This is a genomic window from Bacteroides sp. 2201st1_D9_2201SCRN_220225 (genome assembly GCF_040928965.1).
Lineage (GTDB): Bacteria > Bacteroidota > Bacteroidia > Bacteroidales > Bacteroidaceae > Bacteroides > Bacteroides stercoris.
This window is the reverse complement of sequence record NZ_JBCODG010000078.1, coordinates 1-21,164: the sequence shown is the minus strand read 5'-3', so window position 1 is coordinate 21,164 and position 21,164 is coordinate 1. Positions and strand designations below refer to the sequence as shown.

Annotated in this window: 18 protein-coding genes; all 18 read right to left on the bottom strand. The window is 49.0% G+C overall.

What is annotated here, in order from left to right; genetic code table 11:
• A partial coding sequence (locus AB5903_RS18865) for a toxin-antitoxin system YwqK family antitoxin (RefSeq protein ID WP_368118108.1) occupies window positions 1–420 on the bottom strand: 420 nt, incomplete at its 3' end.
• 151 nt (window positions 421–571) lie between these two features.
• Window positions 572–1,195: a hypothetical protein gene (locus AB5903_RS18860; protein WP_004328513.1), complete on the bottom strand. Its 624-nt coding sequence runs from the start codon at window positions 1,193–1,195 to the stop codon at window positions 572–574.
• A gap of 21 nt (window positions 1,196–1,216) precedes the next feature.
• Window positions 1,217–1,642, bottom strand: coding sequence for a tol-pal system YbgF family protein (locus tag AB5903_RS18855; RefSeq protein WP_004328514.1), 426 nt, complete (start codon window positions 1,640–1,642; stop codon window positions 1,217–1,219).
• Between the two features lie 6 nt (window positions 1,643–1,648).
• A complete protein-coding gene (locus AB5903_RS18850) occupies window positions 1,649–2,779 on the bottom strand; it encodes a VWA domain-containing protein (protein WP_004328515.1) in 1,131 nt (376 codons plus the stop codon).
• A gap of 14 nt (window positions 2,780–2,793) precedes the next feature.
• The gene (locus tag AB5903_RS18845; RefSeq protein WP_368118107.1) at window positions 2,794–5,016 is read right to left on the bottom strand and encodes a DUF5682 family protein; all 2,223 of its coding nucleotides are present in this window, start codon (window positions 5,014–5,016) and stop codon (window positions 2,794–2,796) included.
• Between the two features lie 28 nt (window positions 5,017–5,044).
• Window positions 5,045–6,124 (bottom strand): AAA family ATPase, encoded by a 1,080-nt coding sequence (locus tag AB5903_RS18840; protein ID WP_004328517.1) that lies wholly within the window; start codon window positions 6,122–6,124, stop codon window positions 5,045–5,047.
• Between the two features lie 14 nt (window positions 6,125–6,138).
• Complete coding sequence (locus AB5903_RS18835; RefSeq protein WP_004328518.1) at window positions 6,139–7,614, bottom strand: DUF5691 domain-containing protein; 1,476 nt, start codon at window positions 7,612–7,614, stop codon at window positions 6,139–6,141.
• Window positions 7,601–8,932, bottom strand: a complete 1,332-nt coding sequence (locus AB5903_RS18830) for an SWIM zinc finger domain-containing protein (RefSeq protein ID WP_004328519.1) — start codon at window positions 8,930–8,932, stop codon at window positions 7,601–7,603. The genes AB5903_RS18835 and AB5903_RS18830 overlap by 14 nt, the downstream gene beginning before the upstream one ends.
• 29 nt (window positions 8,933–8,961) lie before the next feature.
• Window positions 8,962–9,837, bottom strand: a complete 876-nt coding sequence (locus AB5903_RS18825; protein WP_009316579.1) for a DUF4261 domain-containing protein — start codon at window positions 9,835–9,837, stop codon at window positions 8,962–8,964.
• 31 nt (window positions 9,838–9,868) lie between these two features.
• Window positions 9,869–15,484: a DUF4253 domain-containing protein gene (locus AB5903_RS18820; RefSeq protein WP_118399416.1), complete on the bottom strand. Its 5,616-nt coding sequence runs from the start codon at window positions 15,482–15,484 to the stop codon at window positions 9,869–9,871.
• Between the two features lie 270 nt (window positions 15,485–15,754).
• The gene (locus AB5903_RS18815) at window positions 15,755–16,348 is read right to left on the bottom strand and encodes a DUF2625 family protein (RefSeq protein ID WP_009316581.1); all 594 of its coding nucleotides are present in this window, start codon (window positions 16,346–16,348) and stop codon (window positions 15,755–15,757) included.
• A gap of 135 nt (window positions 16,349–16,483) precedes the next feature.
• Window positions 16,484–17,311 carry a hypothetical protein gene (locus AB5903_RS18810; RefSeq protein WP_009316582.1) on the bottom strand — a complete coding sequence of 276 codons (828 nt, stop codon included), beginning with the start codon at window positions 17,309–17,311 and terminating at the stop codon, window positions 16,484–16,486.
• Entirely contained in the window at window positions 17,308–17,751 is a 444-nt protein-coding gene (locus AB5903_RS18805) for a hypothetical protein (protein ID WP_018665640.1), read from the bottom strand. Before AB5903_RS18805 ends, AB5903_RS18810 begins: the two co-directional genes overlap by 4 nt.
• A 239-nt stretch (window positions 17,752–17,990) precedes the next feature.
• Window positions 17,991–18,302, bottom strand: coding sequence for a hypothetical protein (locus AB5903_RS18800; RefSeq protein ID WP_081032677.1), 312 nt, complete (start codon window positions 18,300–18,302; stop codon window positions 17,991–17,993).
• Between the two features lie 23 nt (window positions 18,303–18,325).
• Entirely contained in the window at window positions 18,326–18,916 is a 591-nt protein-coding gene (locus tag AB5903_RS18795; RefSeq protein ID WP_009316585.1) for a DUF4948 family protein, read from the bottom strand.
• A 70-nt stretch (window positions 18,917–18,986) separates the two neighbouring features.
• A complete protein-coding gene (locus tag AB5903_RS18790; protein WP_009316586.1) occupies window positions 18,987–19,535 on the bottom strand; it encodes a hypothetical protein in 549 nt (182 codons plus the stop codon).
• A 144-nt stretch (window positions 19,536–19,679) separates the two neighbouring features.
• Window positions 19,680–20,690, bottom strand: a complete 1,011-nt coding sequence (locus tag AB5903_RS18785; protein WP_009316587.1) for a hypothetical protein — start codon at window positions 20,688–20,690, stop codon at window positions 19,680–19,682.
• 75 nt (window positions 20,691–20,765) lie between these two features.
• Window positions 20,766–21,068 carry a hypothetical protein gene (locus AB5903_RS18780; protein WP_008643512.1) on the bottom strand — a complete coding sequence of 101 codons (303 nt, stop codon included), beginning with the start codon at window positions 21,066–21,068 and terminating at the stop codon, window positions 20,766–20,768.
• Window positions 21,069–21,164 lie beyond the last annotated feature (96 nt).

Here is a 21,164-nt window from a genome sequence, read left to right as displayed (position 1 = left end):
CTGTTTGTACTCCTTTTCTATCTCTATTTTTCCGTTACGGAAATAGGTCTTTACAGTTCCGTCTATCTTGCCTTGTAGTATGGGTGTTTCCTTTCGGGGAGTAACGCCGTCTTGGTAGTATTCCGTGAATGTACCGTTACGCTTGCCCTTGACATATATGCCCGACTCACGCAATACCCCGTCACGGTAGCGATGATAGTCACCGTTTATCATGCCGTCTGAAAGTTTCACGTGTTCTTCGTCAAGCCCTCGTATAATGCGATATTTTCCCTGCAACGGCCGTTTACTGTCTTTTTTATAATATACTGTGCGGTGTGCATCATCCGTCAGGGGCTGCAAATCATTCCATTCTACTGTTTGTTGTGCGGAAACCGTGCCGCAAAGCAACAAAAAAATGTATAGTATCAACATTCTATTCATATGTCGTATATTTTTATTTTTCGAGGTTGATAATGTTCTGTGGCAAACTGATTTTCAGGGGGGGGCAAACCGCTTATTATATTTATTTTGAAGAAATTTCTCCATTCTTATAGCTTTGCTATAAAATAAAGCATTAATCCAACTATTATATTCACTCTTCAAGTTTACTTTTCACCAATTTCAGGAATTCCTCCTTAGTCATGAACCTGTCGAGAAAATCATTCAGTCGTCCCTCATTGGTTACTTCCGTGAAAAATTCCTCATGATCCGTACTCCAGACGACAGGATTCTCAGGGTCGTTATCTGACAGGCAGATGAGATAGTAATTGGGATAACCGTCCGTATAAAGCAGCTCTACAAAATCCGGAGTGGCACAATTTGAATACTTGATGATTTCACCCAGCTCTGCATTATCCGTAAACCAACCATTCCATTCTTCAAAATCCGGTGTCCCTTTTTGGAATGGCGTAAATGGTCTGGCAACCCAAAACAGTTGGCGGCGAGGTTCTTCATCCAAGGTAAAGAACGTATCTGTCATTTCCTTATAGAACGCCTCCCTGTCAGAATTGAACAACTCCATATGCTCATCCACCCAATCGCCCAAACCTTCAATCGGCTCTGTATCTTCGGCAGCCAGCCAGGGCGTGTCCACCGGTTTAAGGAACAAGGCCGTATCGAATGTAATGGCACAGAGATCCTCTTTCAGTGAATTCCCTTTCAGGTTTGCTACGTTGCCGCCCAGTAGCCTGATTCTGTCTGTTATTTCCTTTTTCATGAGTGCCGTATAATTTTGTTATTATTTTTGTTTGAGATTCACATGCCCGGACAGCCATTGGAAATATTTCCAGTCTTCCTTGAAAATCTTTTCCCCTTCGAGCATATAGGCGCGGAGAAGAAATTCAGTTGCATTGGTTTCATCCTCCATTTCCAGATAGTTCTCGCCAAGGCGCAGCAGGATGAAAGGATTGTCTGTCTCTCCGATATTGTAGCATTTGCGGAAAAACTCCAGCGACTTGCCGTAGTTCCCCATCATGAAATGGGCGTCACCGATTGAGCCGACGAGCCAGAGATATGCTTCCCAGTCTTCCTTCGGTTCAGGAAGGATGTCCAGTGCCTCTTGGAAACAGGAGATGGCTTTCGCGTAATCTTCGCTTTCCATCGCCTCATTTCCCGTTTCTGACAGTTCTTCGATTCTGTCGTACAGTTCATCTGAAAGTTCCATATTCCTCTATTTTTCTTTGATATTCTTTGATGCCCACATCCCGATATCCTGCTTGCTCAATGCCGCAGCCATCAGGTCGGGGAATTTGTCAGGCGTACAGGCAAATGTGGGAACACCCAGACCGGCAAGATACTCGGCATTACGCTTGTCGTAGCAGGGCGCCCCGTCATCGTTCAGGGCCGGAAGCACAATCAGCTGCACACCGCTGGCCACAATGGAGGCGAAACGCTTGCGCATCTCCTTCTCGTCACCGCCTTCATAGAGGTCGGTCACCAGTACCAGCACAGTGTCCTGCGGCCGTGTGATCACACCCTGACAGTAAGTCAGGGCCCTGGCTATGTCGGTTCCTCCGCCGAGCTGGACACCGAACAACAGGTCAACCGGGTCCTGCAGGTCATCGGTAAGGTCAACGACCGAAGTGTCGAACACCACCATACGCGTATTGACGGACGGCAGGGAGGCCAGTACCGAACCGAAGATGCCGGAATATACGACAGAGGTTCCCATCGAACCGCTCTGGTCGAGACAGAGAATGATGTCCTTCAGAGCCTTGCATTTTCTGCCGTAGCCTATCCTGACTTCCGGAATGACGGTCTTGTACTGGGGCTGGTAGTTCTTCAGGTTCTTTATGATGGTCGTCTTCCAGTCTATCTCGTTGTAACGGGGATTGCGCCTTCTCGCCGAACGGTTCAAAGCACCGGTGACGGCCTGCTGGGTCGGGGAAGAGAGCTTCCGCAGCAGGTCATCCACGACCTTGCGTACAACCTGACGGGCCATGTCCTTGTTCTTTTCGGGAATGGCCCTGCCGAGTGACATCAGTGTAGCTACCAGATGTACGTCAGGGACAACTGTTGCCAGCATCTCCTTCTCGGTAAGCAGCGAATCGATATGCAGACGCTTGATGGCATCCCTCTGGATGACCTGCACGACGGTCTGTGGGAAAAACTCCCGGATATCGCCAAGCCAGCGGCTTACCTTTGGGGCCGACGACCCGAGTCCGCCGCGGCGGTCACTGTCATAGACGGCTTCCAGCGAACTGTCAAGGCGCTGTTCTTCCACCGTCAGCGTTACACCCGTCCCGTCAGCGGCATTCCCGCCGAGAGCCATACGCCATCTTTTCAAATATTCTGTTTCCATGTTCTGTTCCTTTTTTATCCGATTCCCAGAAGTCTGCCGAGCAGGGGTATTACTTTGGATGCATCCCCGTCATTGCAGGAATGTTCCCCGGAGGCGATTCCGGTATCGGTTCCGTTCAATTCGAATCCTTTGGCCTTCTCGCCGAGTTTGCGGCGCTCGGCTGTAGTGAAATTGCTGAATGTACGTCTGATCACCGGCAGCAGTTCTATGAAATTTGCGTCGCTCAAACCGCAGAGCCAGCCGTTCACGAGCTGCCACAGGTTGTCGTCCAGCAGCAGTACCGAACCTGATGCACGCAGGAATCCCTCAAACCAGTATGCGATGTCGGAAGGTGCGTTGCCCACCGATGAATAGAAGCTCAAGGTGTCACGCATCTCTTCACGCGATATCCTGCCCTTGTCGTAGAGTATGCGTGCCGCGTACCCGGAGAGCAGCGGATGCGCTCCTGATGAATTGCGGATCTGCTGCACGAACCCATACCACATGCCGTTCAGCTCTTCGTCATCAAGCGTGGATACGGCATAGTTGGTAGCCGACAGGTGTTCAAGAAGTTCTCCGGCTGCCTCCTCGTCGATGTTGATGCAGACGAGCAGACCTCCTGCAAGGATACGTGCCACCATGGCCCGGAGCATGTTGCCCACCTTGCTGAAATCCAGATTGCGGACATCGCCGTAACGGACGATGTTCATCAGGTCGGGAACCGCTTCCATCATCTCCACAATGTCTGTGGATGCCGCCGACAGACGGTCAAGACGGATGGTCATCGCTTCCACAAGCTCCGGAAGGTTGGCCGGAATGACCCGGTCAAGAAGTCCCGTCAGTTCGGGGATTCTGGTGATTCCGGTCATGCGGTCGGAGACGTACTTCTGCACGGCTTCCTCCACGGTATTGCCCCAGACTGCCCGTTCTATGATGCAGACAATCTGTTCCGGTCTATGGTAAAGACTCCATTTTTCCTTGAAAGTACCCTTGCCGCCTGCGGTTTCCGGCTTGGCCCAGTCTATGTCAAGCAGGGCCAGGCGGTGGAAGAACAGGCTGCGTTCCAGGTCGGTCTCCTTGCGCAGGTCAAGTGTCATCTCCTTTATTTCCGCCGTGAAAGGAACACGCAAGCGTTTCTGCTGCCGTTCCACGTCAATCAGGAGAGGGACTTTGGGTACCGCTTCCGGCACTTTGCCCAGACAGTTGCCCACGATGAGCGATTCCCTGACGAGCTGCAGCAGCATATCGTCCCCGAAGCCCATTACGGTGGTCACCGCCTCGTTGTATTCCTCAAGCGTCGGGGCGGGCAATCCACGCAACGCAGCTGTCGTCTGCGCCAGACGGACTGTCTCGATTACGTGGGCCACCGAGATGTCCATGTCCTTCTTCCTCAGAAGGGCCGCTATACGGCTGACCCACCAGGTGCCGTCATCTTCCGGATGATGCCACAGGTAATGATACCATCCCGGAGAGTCTATGCCGGCCCCGTAACCGCTGCGGAAGGTGAGCCTGTCATACGTCCACGGAATCCACGTGCATTCCGCCTTTACCTTCGGGAGCCCTTTCAGCAGCTCGTTGTCATCCTTCACCTTCGGCATATTCTCCAGTGCCGGGACATGCCATGCCCCGCAGATTACGGCTATGCACCCGAAAGGTTCCTTCTGGGCCGCTCGTATCATGCGACGCATCCACGCTTCACGGACAAGGTTCCTGCGGGAGGTATGTTCCGGGAGGGCTTCCCTGAGCGCGGTCACAGCTTCCTTGACGGCCTCGAAGATGCCGCTGCCGTCTCTGCGCTGTTCTATGTTCATGTTCCACCACGATTCACCGTCAGTATAGCCGGCAGCTTCTGCCAGCAGGTCAAACGGATCACCCGGCTGTTTAATAGCTTCATCATCCGCTTCTACAGGCTCGTTGCCATCCTTCCTTTCCGCTTCGAAGGCAAGGGAATGGGCAAGCGGGAGATCGAAGAAGCGTAAGGTGACATTCTCCCGGAGAGCATAGCGCAAAGCCTGCCATTCCGGCGAGAAGTCGGCAAACGGATAGAATACGGCATTCTGCGGCACATCGGGTTGATAGCCGAGCAGGGCTACCGGAGGCTTCATCTGCCCGTAGGAGACGAACGGCATGAGAGCCTCGGCCTCCGCCGGTCCCTCAAGCAGTATGAGGTCGGGACGGATACGCTCAAGTTCCTGCAGGATGTTCCGGCAGGAGCCCGGCCCGTGATGACGTATTCCCAATAGATGAATGTCTGTCATATTACTTGTCTCATGCAAAATACGTCAATCAAATCATATCTCTTGAAGCCCTGTAGATGTCTTTCCAGCCCTCACGGTTCTTGACCACTGTCTCCATGTATTCCTGCCATACCACTTTGTCCTGTACAGGGTCTTTCACCACGGCACCGAGGATGCCTGAAACGAGGTCCTCCGCATGGATCTGGCCGTCACCGAAATAGCCGGCCATGGCAAGGCCGTTGTTCACCACGGATATGGCTTCTGCCGTACTCAGTGTGCCGCTCGGGCTCTTGAGCTTCGTCTTGCCGTCGCCGGTGGCTCCCTGACGCAGCTCACGGAAAATGGTGACGACACGACGGATTTCATCAAGGGCAGGTTTCTCTGCCGGCAGCTGCATCACTTTCTCGAAGCTCTCCACGCGGCGGCGGACAATGTCAACTTCTTCCTCAAGCGTGTCGGGCAACGGGAGGATGACCGTGTTGAAACGGCGTTTCAGTGCGCTTGAAAGGTCATTCACACCTTTATCCCTATTGTTGGCCGTGGCTATGATGTTGAATCCGCGGATGGCCTGCACCTCCTTGTTCAGCTCGGGGATGGGCAGGGTCTTCTCCGAAAGGATGGTGATGAGCGTATCCTGCACGTCAGAACCGATACGGGTAAGCTCCTCAATGCGGCCGATCTTGCCTTCCTGCATCGCCTTCATCACCGGGGTCTGTACCAGGGCACCCTCACTCGGCCCCTCGGCGAGAAGACGGGCATAGTTCCAGCCATAGCGGATGGCCTCTTCTCCCGTTCCGGCGGTACCCTGTACTATCAGCGTCGAATCGCCTGATATGGCTGCCGCCATGTGCTCGCTGACCCAGCTCTTGGCCGTACCGGGAAGACCGTACAGAAGCAGCGCCCGGTCGGTGACAAGGGTGGCCACGGCAATCTCCATCAGGCGGCGGTTGCCTATGTATTTCGGTGAAACCTCAAAACCGTTCTTCAGTATCCCTCCCATGAGGTAGGTGACCACGGATTGGGGTGACATCTCCCAGTTTTCGGGAATCGGGTTGGTCTCGTTCTTTTTCAGTTCATGAAGTTCCTCTGCAAACTGTTGCTCGGCATGTTGTCTCAGTAAAGTGCTCATATGAATATCAATATTTATTTTTCATTTAACAAAGTGTCTATTTCAGATTTAAGATCCATGAATTCCAGCATCTTCGAGCAGAACTCGTTCATGGACGGCGAAGCCTCCGCCGAAGAGGCGGCCTTGGCCTTGATCAGGTTCCTTAGATGTGACGGGATATGCATGGCAAGCCGTTCCGCCATGTCTGCGGCATAGTACAGGTAATCCTTTTTCAGAATCCAAGACATGACGCTGGAAGAGAATTTCGGGCCCCATGCCTCGTAGTCGTTGCCGTACCATGAGTCGGGTATGAATCCGAAATCCCGGACCGTTTCCGGCCAGCTGATTTCCTCCCGCTGGGAGGGAGTGAGCATCGCCACGAGTTCCGGCTTGCGCAGATAGGAAGGGTCTTCCTTCAGGGTGTGGAAAGCCCACAGCCCGTCCGAGAAGTTGAGTATCGGGTCCTCCAGCTCCAGGAACTTCCTGAAAGGGGGATGCTTGGCGAATTTTCTCGCGGCCTCTTCCTTACCGCAGCCATATACCTCGCACCAGAAACTCAAAGGCACCCGTTCGGCGAGCTGCCTCAGGATGAATTCGGAATCGCCCTCTTTCTTGTTGGAGCTTACCTCGGACAGCCCCATGGCCTTCATCTCCGGGGTGTATCCGATCTCGTCGTATGACCATCCGGTAAGCATGTTGTGTCTGATATGTCCACGCAGGAGTTCGCAGCAGCGCATCACCATGGCTGAATCGGGAATCATGCACAGAAGTTTCCGTGCCGTTTCCTTGACAATGGAGCTGCGGTCCGACTCCAGCACTTCCTGTATGAAGAGCTCGTCGGCCTTGCTGATGTTTATCCGGAGACATTCAAGCAGCTCGTTGCGCTGGTTGGCCGGTTCGCTCTTCCAGTCTTTCCGCAGCAGTTCAAGGGCTGCGGCAGAATCCTGCTGCCTGAATCTGGCAAGCATCTCCTTACGCTCGCCGTGGGTGGCCGTATCCCAAGAATCGGTGATCCCGCATTCCTCTCCGACAAGGCCCATCTGCCTGATCAGCCATAAGCCTCTGTTCCCGACGAGATTTTTCAGCAGCCTGCGTTCTTCAAACCGCAACGGATTGTTGCGGTCATAGGCACGCCGGATAAGCGGCTGGAGGTATTCGGGCGAAATGATTTTTCCCGACCCCTGCGCCAGACGGTAGGCGTAGGCTAGCATATAGCGTGTACCGTGGAGTCTGGAAAAGAGTTGACTCCGGTCCTTGTCGAAATACGGCAGTTCCTCTTCCGGGGCTGTTTTCACGGGGACAATGCCTTCCGCTCCGGCCGGTTCCCATCCGGCACGCCTGTAGGCGAAGGCGGATGCGGCTGTCATGTACAGGAACGATTCCGTGTCTTCGGCTTTCCCGTGGATCCCGTCAACCAGAGTCTGAAGGGACTCGGGAAAGGCTCCGGGAACGAATTCACGGTTGGCTGTTCCAAGCAGTGCAGCCTGTATGATAGGTTCAGTTACGTTCATCTCTCCAAGTATGATATTCTTTGTTGTACCAAATGGATTTCAGTTCCCATATATCCCCGTTTACAATGACCAGCGAGGCGAACGGATTGCCGCCGGTAATGGCGAGGATGTCGATGAAGGTTTCCTCGGGCATCGCCACACGGACGGCATTGCCCGCGTTGTCCAGCAGCGTGTAGTCTTTCCCGTTACGGGCAACCCTCACGTCATCCACAAGCAGGGGGACGTCCTCGAAAAACGGATTCGTCAGCATGGCCGTGCGGTACACCGCGGCAGCCTGCTTCAGGTTAGGGCTGCACGCCGGCACAAAGTTTTCTTCCGCGAGTACGGACTCCCGGAACAATGCACGCCGGCATGTACCCGTGCCGTTGTAAAAGCATAGCGCCCCTTTATAGGCACTGCCCGGAATCCAGTTCTCGGTGGAAAAGGTACCGGCAACGGCAAAACTCAGGTATCTGGCGAAAAGTCTGCTTTCCTTTCCGTAAAACCAGTAGATGTCGGTATTGATATCGTTGACTTTACGGGACTGCTTGTGAAGCACGAGCCAGCTGTCCGCCACCGGCTCTCCGGCAAGGACGTTGTCCTTGGACTGGGGATATCCGATCTGCGTGCGTATCTCGTCCTTCCATTCTTCGGGAAGGCCGTCCATGTTTCTGTAGCTCTGCATGAGCAGGTACAGCCTGCCCATGCTTTCCGTCAGGTCGGATTTCCAGCTTTCCGAGTCGAAGTCTATAGCCTCCATGGCTCTCAGTCTCCCCGCAAGTCCCGGTGCCTGGGCATCCACCATCCTCCGGGCCATGTTGTCAAACAGGGTATAGGCACGTTCCGGAACATTCAGGAATCCGTTGCGCACCAGGTCCTTCATCCATACCTCAAGGTCGGATATGCCTCCCAGTACCTTCTGGTGCCGCTTCTCCTGCCTCTTGGCCTGAGCCGCTTCATCCACAGGGGTTTCGCTTTTGGCTTTCTGCTCCTTCTTTTCGGCCTTCTCCGTTCTTTTGGCAAGCCACGCCGTCACCCATTCCGGCTCTTCCGCCTGCGTGAACTGGTCAGGCTGGCGGGCGTACAGCAACAGCAGGCCAAGCCCATGCTTGCACGGGAATTTGCGGCTCGGGCAGGAACACTTGAACGCAATGTCATTCAAGTCTATCACCGTCTGGTAGGGATTCTTTCCGCTTCCCTGGCAATGACCCCAGACGGCACGTCCGCTGCATTCCTTCAGTACCCATTTGCTCAAGGTCGCAAGTCCTTTGCCGGCCTTTACAGATGAGTCGTCGGGAGCGAGCTGCAATATCTGTTCTTCTGTCAAGTTCAATGGCATACGCAACAAGTTAATTGGTCATTGGTAAATCATTCCCTGTTCCCGGCTGCATATTCTCCCGTGTTGATGTCAAGTACGGGACGCTTGGGCTGTATCAGCGCGTCTTCGTATTGGCATTTCCACTGGATGCTGCGGTCCATATCACCGTCTTTGATTCCATCGATGGTTTCTCCCGAATCTATTTCGTTGCCGCTTGTAAGCAGATAGGAAGCCACGTTGTAGGCATGGTTCACTATCCAGTTCGGATCAAGTCCGCGGAAGTGGTACTGCAGGTCAGGCAGGAACAGCGTGTTCATCCCGAGTGTATCGACCAGCATGTCGTCGGAACCCTGAATCGTGAAGAAACGGACGTTTACGGCATAGCGGATGAACCGGTCAGGACCTTCTATCTGATTGCCGCGGATTTCCTCCGCCTCGAACAGTTTCCCGCTGCCGCTGAAGAAGAACGCTTCGCAGGACGGGAACAGTTCGGCGAGCGCTTCAAGGTAGTCCATTTCCAGATTGGCACGTTCCAGAGAAGACAGGCCGCGGGCAAGGAAGTCCGTAGCGAGCATACTGTACCGGCATTCCTCAAGGATACGGTCACGGCTTTCCTGGCAGTCCCACATCTGGCTCCGGGTGAAGTCGTCCACGGTCTTTCCGTCAAAGTCCATGCACGAAGTCATCAGGAACTGCACGGGTGCTTTCCCGTCCTCAAACTCCACCATGTGGTCCAAAGCTGTGATGAAGACAGACTTGTCATCACCTTCGCGGCATTCTACATTGCCGAAATGCTTCCGGCATACATCAGCCACCCTCTGCGTATCCGGCAATTCAACCGGTTCCTTGAACAGAAGGTTTATAAGTAAAGGTCCTCCGGGCTGCAGTTCCTTTGTATTTAGGTCTTGTTGAAATACTTGATTCATATTGAAATGCTTTTGAATGTGAAAGAATCGGTTAATCCCACCAGAAATACCATATTCTGGATTGACGCAACGTGTCGGCAAGACTGCCTATGCCGTCACAGCTCTGGTCCATATCCGGACAGAAAGCATATTGCTGTATTGCGGCTTCCATTGCTCTGTCTTCCGGAACGGGAGCTGGAAGTTCATACTCCAGCTGGTCGCTGGTAAAGGTTCCCGGAACAGCACCGTATTCCTCGTACCAATACTTTGAGATGGCCATCAGTTCGGGGTTTGCAGGACAGTCGTTCCAGTTGCCGAATGGCAGGTACGCGAATATTTTCCACGGCTCCGTGACCGGAATACGGGCAAGGATCAGCGGATGCGTCATGTTCGTATCGGTATTCCAGTAGCTCGAATAACGGTTGTTGTCGAATCCGCCTTCAGGCTCTTCATCAATATCATCGTTGTCCTGCCCGGTCAGCTTGTCAAGGATGGATTTCCCGTCCATGACAGGAGCCTCAAGCAGCCTTCTGCGGAATTCATTGACTTTTTCCCGGTTGAATGTGTAATCATCCGAGCTTTCGCTGTCAGGATCCGAGTTCCCGATTATGTTTTCCCACAAACCTTCATCGACATTGACCAGAACGGGGATGAAGCCTTCCCGCACGCCGAGCCGTTGGGCATAGGTATAGGCTGACATGATAGGGTCATCGTCACTCATGGATGGGAAATAGGTGCATTCACAATCAAGATAATCCATGAAGGCACGGGCCAGTTCGTCTGGCTCAACGGTATCTTTGTCTATATGCAGCCCCTGCCAGTTGGCGAAGCGTCTGTCTATGCGTTGTGACATTGCCTGGTAATAATCCTCGTCATACGGGACAAACAGGTATGCTTCCTCTTTGAACTCATCGGAATGATACCTTTCCGGACCGAAATAATCCAGGGCGTGGTTGTCAATGTCTCCGGGATAAAATGGAGTTTCGTTGGCGCCATAGTAACTGCCATAATAGTAGTCGGCAAATGCACGGCCCTGTTTATTGAACAGGAATCTTGTAAGCTGCCCGTTCAGGTTGTCCTTTATGAACACCCTCAGGTCATCATCGGCCGAGCCGCTTTTGATCCGGGACACAAGGTCTCCGAACTGTTCAAGAAAATCATCCCTCATAAGGTCATTTACCATGCACCAGCGTAGATATATTGCCAGATGATTGTAGGCCGTAATTGTATCTAACGGCAGATCCTTCTCTTTGAACTTCTCCAGATGGCCTTCCGCATCGTCCATCACTTCATCCGTGTCATCCGGGAAATCGGGACCGCCATCGGCATCGTCTTCGCTGCCGTATGAGATTTTCAGAGTCACTTTGTCCGGAAGGGCAACACCCTGTCCACGTGTTATCCTATGTTTATCGACAGCAGAGAAGCCTATGGTTTCTCCGTCGTTGAGAACTGCATCGTATTCCAGAACATATCCTGCCATGCTGGCCAGGAAGTCTCTCACCTTTGACGGGTCGGCATCCACGTCAAGGACCTCCATTTCGTCCTTGCCGAAACACTCCATTCCATAGGTGTAGCCGCTGATTCCCTTTTCGGTACGGTAAAGCCCGAACCATATCCAGTTGTATATAGGCAGCGAATCCTCCTTCATCATTCCGGAAAAGCCTTCATAGAAACGGGGCTGGAAAACGACACCGCTGGTATAGATACCGGTTATATTCTTCTGGTGGCAGCAGACAGACAACAGCTTCACGTACAGTTTACCTCTTTCGATCAGGGACTCCTCTTTGCCGATAACGGCAACCATGATGTGAGCCTTATGCTCTTTGGCTGTTTTTTCGGCCTCCGACCACATGTAATTGTTCTTCGCGCATTCTTCGGCTTCGCCATTAGGTACGGGGGCAGGCATCAGGCTTACCGCCGCCATCATGTCACCCACGTCGAAGACCAGTGACTCGGGGTTCCGTTCCTCGTCAGATTTCTCTTCAGCGGTGATGTCCCACTGTTCTTTCAGATCTCTGATGTATTTTTCCTTGTCCCAGCTGTTGTCGGAGAGCAAGGCGAATCCCACGAATGTGCCGGCCTTTTTCTCACGTTCCTCGGCCTGCTTTGCCTGTTCCATCCAGTAGGAACGCACCATCTCGACAAGGGCCGTAGCATCCTTGACAGCCGTCTTTTCGTCATAGGGTTCCATCTCACTGAAGGTATGGCCGCAGTCTGACAAGCTGTCTCCTTCGTATCCACCATTCACGCCCAGCAGCCATTCACTGTCCTTGGTATCCTTGTATTTGAAAATGTAGTAGGTCATATCGTGCAGTACGAATGTTCCCGTACACTCGATCTCCGCTGGCTTATGTCCCAACTCCTGCGAGTGCGAGAGCCAGGCTATCATTGCAGCCAGAGCTGCTTCTTTCTGTCTGTTGTCCATATTCTTATCCCTTAGTTCGATATTTTCAGTCTCTCTTGTTTCAATATGCGTGTTGCTTGTGGCGCATGGCTCCACTGTATCGGATTCCTTCACGTTTGAACTGTTCTCCCGCTTCGAAATCTCCTCCATACACTCTTCGATGACTTCCTTGGCACTGCTGTCCTCCGGATCAAGTTCCGCCCAGCGTTTGGCATATTCTATCGCTTTTTCTTCTTGTCTCATAAGATATTGGTATGCGTATGCCATACGCATGTTCCAGTTCGCATTTTTCTCACCTTCGTCACGCACGGTCTCCATAAGTCTTATTGCCTTTAGTAGAACTCTGTCTCCTTTCCAGCGTTCTGTTCCTTCATCATTGTCACCGATAATGGCATAATTCTCATATGCACTTACAAGCAACATTTTTATCCTGTAGTCTTGTTGCTCTTCAGGTATTGCCTCCAAAGCCCTGATAGACTTCGTGTATTCGTCCTTCTCATTCCACTCTTCTATCTGACTGAAGAATGTATCATCTCCCGGACTGTACGAAATGCCATCAGGACTTTCTCCTTTCCATGGTTCGCTGTCTGAAAGTCTACATAACTGACCCTGCCTACAGAATTCGGAAAGGTAGAAAGAATACTCAGGATACTCATCAAGCAAAGGAAGCAAAGTTGAGATAAATACTTGCTGGTTATAGACAAACAGGTCGATATAGCTGTATTCCGTTCCGGTTGCACCCCCTGTTATCACACCGAGATTGCCCGGTTCAAGAATCTCTTCTGTTATCCTGTCTTCAAGATCATGACGGAAGTTCAATATATTATCTTCGCCAGCACCATTCTGGAAGACTATGTAAAGAGCTTGTGCACCGAAACCGTTGGCATGGTCAAATATCTCGGTTGAACCATGATAATAGTCAGCTACGATGGAGCTCAGACAGGTAGATCCTACTATCACATCGAAGCGCAGTTCATCACTTTCCTTCGGGGTCAGTTGATATCCCGTATAAACGTCCTTCGGATTCTCGAAGAATTCATGGCCGTGGGATTTCACGGTTTCCTCTATGTGCTGTCTCAACCCGGACAAGGCAATCATGTCTTCCTCAATGCCTGACGCTCTTTCTATACCATTGACATATTTGAATGAGACACCTTCTCCCAGTACAAGTTCCAAAATGACATGAAAGTTTCCGTCACTATTTTCTTCCGGTAAGGCACAAAGATTTTTGTCGTAATACCTGATGTTGAAGTTTTCTCTTTTTTCGTCATAGGATGCTTTTACCATGATCTTGCCCATATCGACATCGGTATCGTGTACACGGTATGCGAAAGACCCGACCTTGCCCGGGTTGAAGGGGAAGAACTTCCATTTGCCTTTCAGACACTCCGGCATACAGGATATGATGTAAGGATAGATGATGAAGAGATCCGGCCATCCTTCGACCGAGAACGTGAACTCATGGTCACCTCCGATATTGAAGTGCATGTCTTCCGATATCAGATTGGTTCCTTTACTGATAAACTCCATGAAGGCATCAGCTTCCTCCATGGATTTCGGATTCATCATGCCAGACAGCTTTTCTTCGTTTTCTACAAACCAGTTCCAGAATTCTTTCACTCGTCTGGTTAACGGCAAGTGCATATTGCACTGACGGATGATACTCAGGGTGTATTCATCTTCCGGATTAAGTTCCCTTGCCTTGCTGAAATAATCCAGGGCCTCCCGATAATTGTTCAGAAAATACTGGGCATATCCCATTCTGAAATTCCACCGTTCATCTTCAGCGCCTTCCTCCCTGACGGATTCGAGCAGTTCCGCGGCTTTGGCATATTCCTCAATATTGTTGTACGCCCTTGCAAGAAAGCCGGTCGTTTCAAAATCCCGTTCGGCTTCCGGAATCTGTTCCAGTGCATCGATGATTTCCTGATGCTTTTCGGCCTTGTGCCATTCGTCTATCTGCTCCATCAATTCGTCATTCATGTTCTCTCCGGTATATATGATTTGCTTTTTTTCCGGTTCTATAGGCTGGTCTGCAACCAAAGTCGGGAGGAATTCACTTGAAAGTTTTTTCAGGTCCTCTAACCGGGAGGCACACAACGTGAAGAGGGTGTACTGGTTGGGACACAGTGCATGACAGCTGTAAACGGGATAAGGTTCTTCATCCTCTGAATCTTGGTCGATACCCATGTCATAGAGGCGGTATTTTCCGCCGTCAAATTCCCTTTCTTCAATCATTTCCTCTTCCACATCAAGGAAATCCGGCTCACCATCGGTAGAGTATCCGGTGCATCTAACCGTGTGCCAGTTGTCTGCAGCCGCATCATAATAGACGAGGGTGCCTTCATCCGTATCTTCGAGATAGCTGCCCGGTAGGCTGAACCTGATCTTCCCGACCTTATGGTTGACAATTCCGCGCCGGTAGCCGATGGCAAATTCCGTTTCGTAGGGCGGTATCCCGTCAGTCGGGACAGGAACACAACCATGGAGTCTGCAAAGTTCCTCGTATTCCTTTTTGGGGAAAGGAAGAGACGGGTCAAGTGATGCTGTCGTTTCCAGCTCGCTTATGATGTACCCGTTGATACGGGCATCTTCTTCACTTCTTTCTGACGGCATGAAATAGCAGTCCTCCCACATGGCATTCAGGGCCATGCCTCTATGAAAACGTGCATCACGTTCCGAATTGTTCCAGATGAAGAAATCATCGGCAAAAGATTCGATTCCTTCTTCCCGGATACGCCTAACGACCTCTGAAAGACAGAAAGAACCCAAAGGTGAAATGACAATGCCGTTGTCTGATTGAGGGTAATATTTATTGATATCCCAACAGAATAACAAAGACGTGCTGCCTTTGTCCTTCTGCTCCTGGATGATTTCAAACAGTTTGGCCAGCCACTTGTGAAAATGTTTCTTCTTCATGGCCTCAAAGTCCCTTTCCGTGTAATAGTCCGTCTCGTCTTCAACCTCAAACCGGGTACGGGTCGCCTGTTGAAGTCTGTCGATGAACTCTATTGCTGCCTTGTGGAAGCCGGGACCAAGCATGTTGGTCTGGCAGTCTCCGTTTACGGAAATGACGTTGTCTGTATTTCCTTCTCCCTCATGTTGATAATTTAGGAACAAGTCGCCCAGCCTGCAAAAACTTACCGTCGAAGATGATTCATCGTGCTCTGCATTATAACCGGACTCAACAGCCTGACTTTCTACAGTCTGTTGAAACTTTTCAATATCCTTGATTTTAGTGTGAATGGTGAATCCAAGTCCCATAATTTCATTATTTTGTTTATAAATGCAAGATACCGATTTTATTCCAACTGGTCACATTTAATTTGTTAATAATAACAGAAATTTGGCACTATTGTAATACAATACGCCTTCCACATGGAAATCCATGCTTTTAATCATAGTTTAGCAACATTTTGTCAGTTCACTACATTGGGGTACAAGTTCTTCCGTAACACAAAAAATCCCCCTCCCATGAAAATCATGAGGAATTTAAGCGCATTTGCAGCTTTGTGTCAGAGGATAGCAATGAATTCACTCATTCTTGTCATTCTGGCCCAGAAAGGCAAACTGAAGTCTCAGGATTTCATCCATCGGAACGACTTTTCGGACTCTGCTCTCCAGACTTTCCGCCTCAGCCCAAAGGAAAGGATAAAAAGCTACGCCCTCACTGCTCTTCAGTTTCGAAGCATCGTTCTGCCAGCCGTCCCATCTGTAATCGGTATAGAACTTATCCGTATCGCCATGCAGACACCAATAGACGAATTGTCCAAATTTTATCTCCATATCTTCCATCTCCAGACAGTCGGGGGCAAAATAGCCGATATTGCCGTCGTCAAGACAGATGAACAATCCTCCCAGTATGTCTTCGCCGATCACTATCTCGTTGAACGGGAACAGACTGTTTCTAGTGACAAAGTTTAGTTCTCCCGAACCGTACAGCCTTATCCAGTTGTCAATGACTATACCACCTGTGTTTTCAAGGATTGCAGCCATCAGGCTACCGCTCTTGATCCGGTACTTCTCTTTCATTGCCTGCCTTGCTGCTTCATCCAGAGGCAGCACATTTATCGTTTTTGACGAACTTTTTATTTCATCAAGTATTCTCTGAAACATTTCATCGTTCATAGTCTTTATTTTTTTTCTGCTTAAAATTCTACTTTTCATCATACTCATTCAAAATAAATTGCACATTTATCTTGAACGTTATACCCATAGCATTTGCCGGAGGCCGTTATTACTTTTTTCATGTTTCTGTAAATCTTAAAACTCCATATCCTCCGTCCATTCCAAAGAGTCCACCGGACAAAGCTCTACTTTCTTCATTTCGTACCAAACGGTCAGCAATATCCTAATGCTGTCAGGCGTATATCCCTTAACCCATGTACATTCTACAAATTTTCGTCTGCCGTCTCTGATTTCCTCGAATGTGGCATGGCTCAGCAACCCTACACGGAACTCTCCAGCCATGTCCTCCTTTCTTACTTGCATGGCATAGACTGGTTTCCCGTAGCGTGTCGTGCGCCCGTCTTGGTCGATCAGACGCTGCAAGACTTCATTGGGCGTTTCCTGACGGGCTACTATGGCAAAACGTAGTGAAAGGTAATCCCTCCACCTTTGCGGTACTTCAGTCCGCTCATTCTCCGGCGGCATTGTCTTGTCCGAAAAAGTGGGAAACACAATATTCGCCGCCACCACCATAGCCACGATAACTGCCCAATAGACTGCTATTGCTCGTTTCCAGTAACGGGGACGTTCACGGAGTTCCTGCCGGACTTCCTTGCATATCTTCTTGTCGTCAAAAAATCCCAGAGGGATGGCTGACAGCAGCACCGCCAGACTCGCCAGACCGTAGAAAACAACCTTTTGTGGCACGTTTACCAGATGTACATACCCGTCTTGTCCCCTTGCCGCCAGAAATGTGCCGGCCAACAGGACGAATTCCGGGAGGATGCTCAGGAAGTATATTCCGGCAGCAAATGCCTTTCGCTTCCTTTTATTGTTCCATTCCGTGAAATGCGCGTAGGAAATTTTATGCAGCATCACCAACAGGCGGAAAAAACGGCTGAATATGTTTCTTCTATTTGTCATTTGAGTATTTCAGTTATCCATTTCAGAGCAGTTCCTAATAAAACCATTGCGGGAATAAGAAGCAAATAGAGAGGGAAAAAGAACAGGTTGCGCCGGAAGGGACTGAACTTGCGTCCCGCATAATGCTGCATGACCGCTTTCCGCCGGGAAGGCGGGTATATTTTGCCGAACAGACGGTCTGTCATGAAGACAGAAACGGAGAACACGATTAGAAGAACGGCTCCAAACACCTCGAATGCCAAGTCATCCAGAAAATGACCGCCTATGGTCAGAACCGGCATGAATATAAAAAACGTGATACAGGCCCACAGCATATCACTCCCACGGGGTTGTTTGAAACTGACCTTGTGATAATGCTCCCATGTTATTTCTCCCAACCAAAACAGATAGTCGAAGAAATAATAATGTCGTTCTTGCTCTTTATATTCCTGTTTCTTCATTCTAAACATAATGTTCGGCAGCCAATCGCTGTTTATGGCAATCTTTTCATTTCGCTCAATTACAAATATATATCATAAGGAAGAAACTTCAGAACATTCGGTCTTCCTTTTTTCTATGGTATGCTCAAAAGCATTTTTTGGGGATGCTTGTTTGGACGTTCTCCCTAAGGTCGGTGGAGCTGTCTCGCCCGAAAGTTTCCCGGCGTTTAATCGTTAGTTAGGGACAATAAAGCAAACCCCTATCCATAAATGACTATACAATTCCAACAACATCGAAGTAGTGTCAGTACAAAATGTACCAACAGTATTTTTCCGCTATACTTGAAACGATAGCAGGCAGATGCGACAAAGCCGATGGCACTCCAACCAATCGCCACCCGGCTTGTAAAGATATAGTTTTCGGAAGATTCATAGCTCCAACCTAATCCTTCACAACCTATCGGGTAAAGTTCCGGATGCTTTGAGAATTGTATAGAATCACTGACAACCATCCACAGCAATAGCAGACAGCATAGTCCCCACAATATCCTTAATACCAATCTTGATTTCATATTGTTTTGTTCATCATTTCAGGTTATCGTAAATGGTCTAACTCGATGTACCAACCTTCCTTGATGGGCTTGTAAAGCGTGGTGTCGTTGTACGTCCTGCGGTAGATCTCGTTTAGGTCGCCATGTTCGGTGATACGGATATTCCGACGGCTTCTCAATCCGGGATCGTAAACGAAACTCTTGGACGTTCCTGCATCTACGATACTGTGGGAGTAGTACGGCATAAAAAGGCTCACATATACCGAATCTGCCGTTTCCCATTCCCTGCGATCAACAAGGATAAAACCGCATCCAATCTCTGATAACAGGGAGTCGAGTAGGATTCGGTCTGGCTTTAACAGCCCATATACCGGGATGTCTTGTTCGTCATTTGATTCATAGGATGTATCACTTTGCTCTATTGAATCAAGTATAATGATCCCGTCAGGAGAAAGTGGCGGGTAGTGAAAACTACCTTCTGAACTCTCTGACATGATTTCGTACACCTTACGGAACGCCGCCTCGTGCGTGGCAAAGTGGCGTATCATTTCCTCATCGCTTGGCGGCATAGGCGGTTCTCCGCAGCTTGCAAGAAATAGTGTAATAAGAACCCCGATTACGTAATACATTCTCATGTTCTTCCAGTCTTATAACTACTTTAATAAGTAAATTAAGAAATTGCTTTCGCTATTTTGCCATTGAGTTTTACTTTCTCTTAAAATCGTATTTGGAATAAATCATGTCAAAATTTTCATTCTGTTCCCATGAATATCCGTAGAGAAAGAGCAACGTGTTTTCTGCTCCGCACAAAACCTCTGTCAAACCGTTATCGGACAAGATTTCTTTTACCTTTGGATATGTTAGATTAGGTAACTCAATGTTTAATAGCGATGAAATGTGATCGCGTTGGGCATCATCTATATTCAAGTGGATGGCAGTAACGTTTGGCGGGACAGGGAGTTGTGATGTCTCAAATTTTATTTCATCATCAGGATGTTCCTTGAAATACTTTTCAATCTTTCTCATAACAGCTTTGGTTACATGTTGGCACAGCGACAAATCACATGTGGACATTTCCATGTTAAATTTGAATGTATTGTTGAAAGCTTTCTGTAGCACAGCTTCAACACCAATTGGTTCGCCTTTGTGCAACCTGTCACAATCGAATGGTGAGTACTTCGGATGCAACTCTTTCACTTTCCAATAACCCGTTCTATATTGTGTAACCCAATCTCCAATATTGATTTTTTTCATGGCATTATTTTTTTTGTTCAATCTTTTCCTTCAAGCTTTGAATGTTCAGCAGGGAATGGCTTACCGTTATCCTGCGTTGTTATCAGTATTATATCTTTTTCATTATTTAATCTAATGGTTCTTAGTTTATTGTAGTTAAAACAATTATTCTAATTGTGTGTCTGTCTTCATTTCTCTCTGTTTGCTTTCCCTTATCGCATCTATCTCTTTATAGGTGTCGTCCACAATTTGATGGGATTCCGTATTTAGTTTCTTTGCATATTCCTGAACAATAGAATTTATTTCATGATAAATCCAGGCGGCTACAATCAGTATTGCAAAGACAGCCAATATTTTCTTTATCGGTTTGAAGCGGAGCAGATAACCTAAGAAGGCAAACAAGATATAAGCGATGTATATATACCCGGTATTGAGAGTCCTGCCAAAATATTCCAGTCTATGACGTCGCAGTTCGTTTGAAGTTTCCCATGCACCGATTGCGTGCTGGTACAATTCTGTATGTGCTACCAACCTCAGACTGTCTTCGTTGGCAACAGGATGAACGGCATCTTGATACACAACTCCGATTTCTCTCAATCGGTAGCTGTCATAGGCTTTTGATGCTAAGGTATCCGGAAGTATTGAGAGCAGCAGACCGCATGTGTCAATATCAGCCTGAAAAGATGTTTCAAGAGAATCAATCTGGGCTATCAGCTTTGTTTTAGACATAGACATCGGCTTTTTGTTCAATATCTGTTCTATGCTTATACCGTACTTGTCCGCCAGTGACCGGGGATAGCTGTGGTTCATATCAACTATTTTTCCGACGGATATGACCATCATCTGTGGACGCACAAACCAGTCATAATAATAAGTCATTGCCGACAAAGGAAGGACAAGAATCAGACCGATTGCCAATGTCCGGAAAAAACCGGTCCACTTTTCTCTATCCATAGCCCAAAAGACCAGGAAGGTTGCAACGCTCAAACTGTATGGAATCAGAGATGTAAATGCTGTCAGTCCTAGCTGCACACAAAAGCTAAGAGCTTCTTCTGTAGGCAGATCATAAAATGTACCTTTGTTCACTTCCTTGATTACAAGTCCCGCAAAGCCACACGCCACAGCGATAGTAAAAATCACAATAAAATAGATGCAATTCTTCTTCAAATGTTTCATATTCTTTTTACTGATAATGGCTTGCAGCTTGCCGCCGTTAGGCGGAACAGGTGCTTGTTAGCAATGTTTTTTGTTTCACCACGGTCTTTGATTTGGAATAGACTCCACTTCACCAGTATATATATGGACATAGTAGAAGACGCCCTCCCAGTTATATGCCTCTATCTTTTTCTCATCATAAAGTATTATGTTCATAAAGGGGGAGTCGACGTTTGGTCTCACATCTTCTATCTGCCAAAGAATCTCTCCATCAATATTTTCGCCTGTGATGTTCCTGTTGTACCTTTGTTTAACAGGTGGCGTGTATAGCTTGATGATAATATCTCCGCATGCGATCTCTTTTCGCACCTCTAAATCTTTTATGTTTATATCTTCCATTTTATTATTGATTTATTGCTAATGTTAAGGGATAGCTGCCGTTTAGGCAGTTCATCCCGTTGTTAGATGCATTTTTTACATCTATCATTATTATTA

Excerpts from the sequence above, each read along its gene's own strand:
- AB5903_RS18860 (WP_004328513.1), bottom strand. The coding sequence starts at position 1,195 with ATGAAAAAGGAAATAACAGACAGAATCAGGCTACTGGGCGGCAACGTA.
- AB5903_RS18855 (WP_004328514.1), bottom strand. The coding sequence starts at position 1,642 with ATGGAACTTTCAGATGAACTGTACGACAGAATCGAAGAACTGTCAGAA.
- AB5903_RS18850 (WP_004328515.1), bottom strand. The coding sequence starts at position 2,779 with ATGGAAACAGAATATTTGAAAAGATGGCGTATGGCTCTCGGCGGGAAT.
- AB5903_RS18845 (WP_368118107.1), bottom strand. The coding sequence starts at position 5,016 with ATGACAGACATTCATCTATTGGGAATACGTCATCACGGGCCGGGCTCC.
- AB5903_RS18840 (WP_004328517.1), bottom strand. The coding sequence starts at position 6,124 with ATGAGCACTTTACTGAGACAACATGCCGAGCAACAGTTTGCAGAGGAA.
- AB5903_RS18835 (WP_004328518.1), bottom strand. The coding sequence starts at position 7,614 with ATGAACGTAACTGAACCTATCATACAGGCTGCACTGCTTGGAACAGCC.
- AB5903_RS18830 (WP_004328519.1), bottom strand. The coding sequence starts at position 8,932 with ATGCCATTGAACTTGACAGAAGAACAGATATTGCAGCTCGCTCCCGAC.
- AB5903_RS18825 (WP_009316579.1), bottom strand. The coding sequence starts at position 9,837 with ATGAATCAAGTATTTCAACAAGACCTAAATACAAAGGAACTGCAGCCC.
- AB5903_RS18820 (WP_118399416.1), bottom strand. The coding sequence starts at position 15,484 with ATGGGACTTGGATTCACCATTCACACTAAAATCAAGGATATTGAAAAG.
- AB5903_RS18815 (WP_009316581.1), bottom strand. The coding sequence starts at position 16,348 with ATGAACGATGAAATGTTTCAGAGAATACTTGATGAAATAAAAAGTTCG.
- AB5903_RS18810 (WP_009316582.1), bottom strand. The coding sequence starts at position 17,311 with ATGACAAATAGAAGAAACATATTCAGCCGTTTTTTCCGCCTGTTGGTG.
- AB5903_RS18805 (WP_018665640.1), bottom strand. The coding sequence starts at position 17,751 with ATGAAGAAACAGGAATATAAAGAGCAAGAACGACATTATTATTTCTTC.
- AB5903_RS18800 (WP_081032677.1), bottom strand. The coding sequence starts at position 18,302 with ATGAAATCAAGATTGGTATTAAGGATATTGTGGGGACTATGCTGTCTG.
- AB5903_RS18795 (WP_009316585.1), bottom strand. The coding sequence starts at position 18,916 with ATGAGAATGTATTACGTAATCGGGGTTCTTATTACACTATTTCTTGCA.
- AB5903_RS18790 (WP_009316586.1), bottom strand. The coding sequence starts at position 19,535 with ATGAAAAAAATCAATATTGGAGATTGGGTTACACAATATAGAACGGGT.
- AB5903_RS18785 (WP_009316587.1), bottom strand. The coding sequence starts at position 20,690 with ATGAAACATTTGAAGAAGAATTGCATCTATTTTATTGTGATTTTTACT.
- AB5903_RS18780 (WP_008643512.1), bottom strand. The coding sequence starts at position 21,068 with ATGGAAGATATAAACATAAAAGATTTAGAGGTGCGAAAAGAGATCGCA.